At 65.3% G+C, this 3,914-nt stretch carries 6 protein-coding genes; 4 read left to right on the top strand and 2 right to left on the bottom strand.

All coding sequences use genetic code 11. The features are described 5' to 3' along the window. Together RMO81_RS08860 and argJ are read right to left on the bottom strand one after the other, a co-directional pair. On the bottom strand, window positions 1-695 hold a 695-nt coding region (locus tag RMO81_RS08860), incomplete at its 3' end, for a glutathione S-transferase family protein (protein ID WP_310475469.1). A gap of 85 nt (window positions 696-780) precedes the next feature. After that, window positions 781-2,004: a bifunctional glutamate N-acetyltransferase/amino-acid acetyltransferase ArgJ gene (argJ, locus tag RMO81_RS08855; protein WP_310475468.1), complete on the bottom strand. Its 1,224-nt coding sequence runs from the start codon at window positions 2,002-2,004 to the stop codon at window positions 781-783. Between the two features lie 139 nt (window positions 2,005-2,143). Between argJ and rpmH the strand changes: the two genes are divergently transcribed. From rpmH to yidC, 4 genes are all read left to right on the top strand, one after another. Beyond that, window positions 2,144-2,278 (top strand): 50S ribosomal protein L34, encoded by a 135-nt coding sequence (gene rpmH / locus RMO81_RS08850; protein WP_310475467.1) that lies wholly within the window; start codon window positions 2,144-2,146, stop codon window positions 2,276-2,278. Between the two features lie 5 nt (window positions 2,279-2,283). Further along, entirely contained in the window at window positions 2,284-2,649 is a 366-nt protein-coding gene (gene rnpA, locus RMO81_RS08845) for a ribonuclease P protein component (RefSeq protein ID WP_310475466.1), read from the top strand. Then, a complete protein-coding gene (gene yidD / locus RMO81_RS08840; RefSeq protein WP_310475465.1) occupies window positions 2,646-2,858 on the top strand; it encodes a membrane protein insertion efficiency factor YidD in 213 nt (70 codons plus the stop codon). The genes rnpA and yidD overlap by 4 nt, the downstream gene beginning before the upstream one ends. A 99-nt stretch (window positions 2,859-2,957) precedes the next feature. After that, window positions 2,958-3,914: membrane protein insertase YidC (gene yidC / locus RMO81_RS08835; RefSeq protein WP_310475464.1), on the top strand; the 957-nt coding region annotated here is incomplete at its 3' end.

The raw sequence follows: 3,914 nt of genomic DNA, 5'->3' as shown, positions 1-3,914 counted from the left end.
GCGCGGGCCTGCGCCACGGCTTCGGCACTGGTCATCTCGCGCCGGTCGCCATGGCCGATGCCCGCCACCCGCGCATACCATTCGCCCACATGCGGCACTGCCATCAGTTCGGCCGTGAAGGCTGCAGCGCTCTGGTTGTTCACCACCAGCCACATGTTGCTGTAGTGCGCCAGATCGCCGACGCCCGGCGCATCGCCGCCGATGAAGGCCCTGCCATCGGCCAGCATGTGTGACAGCAGATCGGCATTCGCCAGCACCTGGCTCTTGAAGAATGGTGCGGCCGCGTTCAATTTGGCGAATTCCAGGCCAAATCGCGCCTGCCGATCCTTGACGAAATTTTCGTCCATTTCGTCGGGGGCCATGCTGCTGAAAGCTGTCGCCACATGCGCCATGAACTGCGGGCCGTTGGCCCAGCTCGCTGCCATGCGGTGCATCTGTCCCAGTGGCGCAGGATAGAGTGTCTTGCCGCCCAGTGTTTCCAGCGCTGGCATGATGGCCAGCGTGTCGCAATAAATGTCGGCGCCCACCTGCACCACCGGCGTGCGGCCATAGCCGCCGGTCAACACTGTCTGTTCGGGCTTGGGCAGGATGCTGGAGATCGGGATGCTGCCCCAGGTCAGCCCCTTGGCGCCAAAGCCCGTACGCACCAGTTCGGCATAGGGCGAGAAATCATAGTGATAAAGAATGGGGATCATGGCGGAGATGATGCCTGCCAATCCGCACGACCCCCAGTGACATTATGGAGAGGGGATCAGCTGCGATAATCGGCCCAAGCAGCGTTCAGCTGCGATAGTCAGCATTGATGCTGATGTAGCCGTGGGTGAGGTCGCAGGTCCACACCCGTGCCCGGCCCGCCCCAAGGCCCAAATCGGCGGTGATGCGGATTTCGTCGCCGGCCAGATGCGCCGCCACCGGAGATTCGTCGTAGCCGGGCACGACCATGCCGTTTTGCGCCACCAGCGTGTCGCCGAAGCGGATGCTCAGAAGATCGCGTTCGGCGGGTTCGCCGGCCTTGCCCACCGCCATCACCACCCGGCCCCAATTGGCGTCGCCGCCGGCAATGGCGGTTTTCACCAGCGGCGAATTGGCGATGGAGAGCGCAACGCGCTTGGCCGAGCCATCGTCCACTGCGCCGGCCACATTCACTTCGATCAGTTTGCTCGCGCCTTCGCCGTCGCGCACCACCAGGATCGCGAGCTGCCGGCACACGTCGGCCAGCGCGGCGGCCAACGCGTCGGCGCCGGGATCATCCATGCTGGTGAGCGGGGCGTGGCCGGCGGCACCGGTGGCAAAGGCCAGCACCGTGTCGGATGTGGAGGTGTCACTGTCCACCGTGATGCTGTTGAACGTGCCACCGACCGCCGCCGACAGCATCTGCTGCCACAGAACTGCGGTAACGGCGGCATCGGTGAAGATGAAGCCCAGCATCGTCGCCATGTCGGGCGCGATCATGCCGCTGCCCTTGACGATGCCCACCAGCGTCACGCGGGTGCTGCCAATCATGGCGCTGGCGGTGGCGGCCTTGGGGAAGGTGTCGGTGGTGCCGATGGCGTTGGTTGCGGCCAGCCAATCGGCCTGGCCCAACCCGGCATGGGCTTGGGTCACGCCGGACAGCGCCAGATCGACCGGCAGCGGCACACCGATCACGCCGGTCGAGGCGCTGAACACTTCATCCGGGCTGCAGCCCAGCACGTGCGCCACGCGCGCGGCCTGCGCCTGCGCCGCCTGGCGGCCGTTCATGCCGGTGAAGGCATTGCTGTTGCCAGCGTTGACGATCAGCCCGCGGGCAAAGCCGCCCGGCAATTTGGCGCGGCACAGTTCGACCTCGGGGGACGGGCATTTCGACCTTGTTGTCACGCCGGCCACCACCGTGCCGGGCGCCAGCGCAACCAGCGTCACGCAATCGCGCGTCCATTGTTTATAGGCCACGCTGGCCGTGCCGATACGCACACCAGCGATCGGCGCGAGGGCGGGGAAGGGCAGGGCGAGTGGGGAGCGTTCCATGATGACCGCCATTGCCATCTGAAAGTCGCTTGTCCAGTGACAAGTGCGTTGACTCTGTGCGGCCGGGGCATTATCGGCACCACTCTTTCCGGACACAGGTAACTGTGGCCCTCTCGAATCTGTTTTCAGGACGTCGACAATGAAGCGCACTTATCAACCGTCCAAGCTCGTCCGTGCTCGCCGCCACGGCTTCCGCGCCCGCATGGCGACCGTTGGTGGCCGCAAGGTCATTCATGCTCGCCGCGCCCGCGGCCGCAAGAAGCTTTCGGCCTGAAGCTGATGCGCGCGCCGGAGACCATCCGGCAGCGACGGGATTTCCTGGCTGCAAATCAGGGCCGGCGGGTTCCATCCGCCGGCTTTGTGCTGCTTGTTCGGCAGCGCGAGGATGGCAGCGACACGATGCGCGCCGGCTATACCGTCACCAAGAAGGTGGGCAACAGCGTGATCCGCAACCGGCTCAAACGCCGCCTGCGCGAGATTGTGCTGCTCACCTTGCCGGCCCACGGCCACAGCGGCGCCGATCATGTGCTCATCGGCCGTGATGCCGGCCTCACCCGTGATTTCGCGCAATTGCGCACTGATCTGGAAAAAGCGCTCGCCAAGGCCCATCTCCCACTCAAGCCCAAGGAGACGGATCGGAAATGAAATCCCTGCTGATCTGGCCGATCCGCCTGTGGCAGGTGACATTCTCGGCCGTCATGCCGCCCTCTTGCCGCTTTTCACCCAGTTGTTCGGCCTATGCCATCACCGCCATCGAACGCCATGGCCCGGTGAAGGGCTTTGGCCTTGCCGCGCGGCGCATTGCCCGCTGCCACCCATGGGGGGGTTCGGGCTATGACGATGTTCCAGATTGAGCTAGGGCCCTAAGCGGCTATAGCAGCCGCCATTCCATCCGAATCCCGCTTTTCAGCAAAGAGACAGCCTTGCCTCCTCAGGACAATCAATCGCCCGATGTGAAGAACATCGTTCTGGCCGTGCTGCTTTCCGCGTTCGTGCTGATCGGCTGGACCTTCGTGGCCGATCGCTATTTCCCCGCCGAAGCGCCCAAGCCGTCGATCGCAGCCGAAACCATGGCCGCACCAACCGCGCCGGCTGCGGCTGGGTCGGCGCCGGCCATTGCCGGTCCGGGCGCGCTGCTCGGGCGTGAGGCAGCGTTGGCCGCGGGCCCGCGGCTTGCCATCGACACGCCGCGCCTGAAAGGCTCGATCAATCTCACCGGTGCGCGCTTCGATGATCTGGTGCTGCTCAGCTATCGCCAGACCAAGGACAAGAGCTCACCGCCGGTGCGCCTGTTCTCGCCAAGCCGCACTGCCGACGCGCAATTTGCCCAGTTCGGCTGGGTCGGCGCTGTTGCACCGCCAGCCACTGCGATCTGGACCGCCGATCGTACCCTGCTGACCCCCGCCACCCCGGTGACGCTCCGCTGGACCTCGCCGCAGGGCCTCGTCTTCCGCCAGAAGGTGAGTGTCGACGCGGATTTCATGTTCACCGTCGAACAGAGCATCACCAACCCCGGCGCCGTGCCGGTGGCGTTGCAGCCGTTCGGCCTGGTGTCGCGCCGCGGCGAAGCCACCGCTGCCGAAGTCAATGTTCACGTTGGCCCTGTCGGTGTGCTGCAGGACACGTTGAAGGACAGCGACCTTGAATTCGAGAAGCTGCGCGAAGAAGGCCCGCAGCGTTTCACTTCCACCGGTGGCTGGCTCGGCCTGACCGAGAAATATTGGCTGGCGGCCTCCGTGCCCGACCAGAAGGCCAGGATCGACGCCACCTTCCAATATGCCGCCGGCCAGTATCAGGCCGATTGGCTGGCCGCGGCCGTCACCGTCCCGGCGGGTGGCAGCGTGACCAGCACCGCCAAGTTGTTTGCCGGTGCCAAGGAAGTCGATCTGATCGACCGCTACACCGAAGCC

The sequence above is a fragment of the Sandarakinorhabdus sp. genome, from assembly GCF_031422795.1.
Classification (GTDB): domain Bacteria; phylum Pseudomonadota; class Alphaproteobacteria; order Sphingomonadales; family Sphingomonadaceae; genus Sandarakinorhabdus.
This window is presented reverse-complemented; position numbering and strand designations above follow the sequence as displayed.

Excerpts from the sequence above, each read along its gene's own strand:
- argJ (WP_310475468.1), bottom strand. The coding sequence starts at position 2,004 with ATGGAACGCTCCCCACTCGCCCTGCCCTTCCCCGCCCTCGCGCCGATC.
- rpmH (WP_310475467.1), top strand. The coding sequence starts at position 2,144 with ATGAAGCGCACTTATCAACCGTCCAAGCTCGTCCGTGCTCGCCGCCAC.
- rnpA (WP_310475466.1), top strand. The coding sequence starts at position 2,284 with ATGCGCGCGCCGGAGACCATCCGGCAGCGACGGGATTTCCTGGCTGCA.
- yidD (WP_310475465.1), top strand. The coding sequence starts at position 2,646 with ATGAAATCCCTGCTGATCTGGCCGATCCGCCTGTGGCAGGTGACATTC.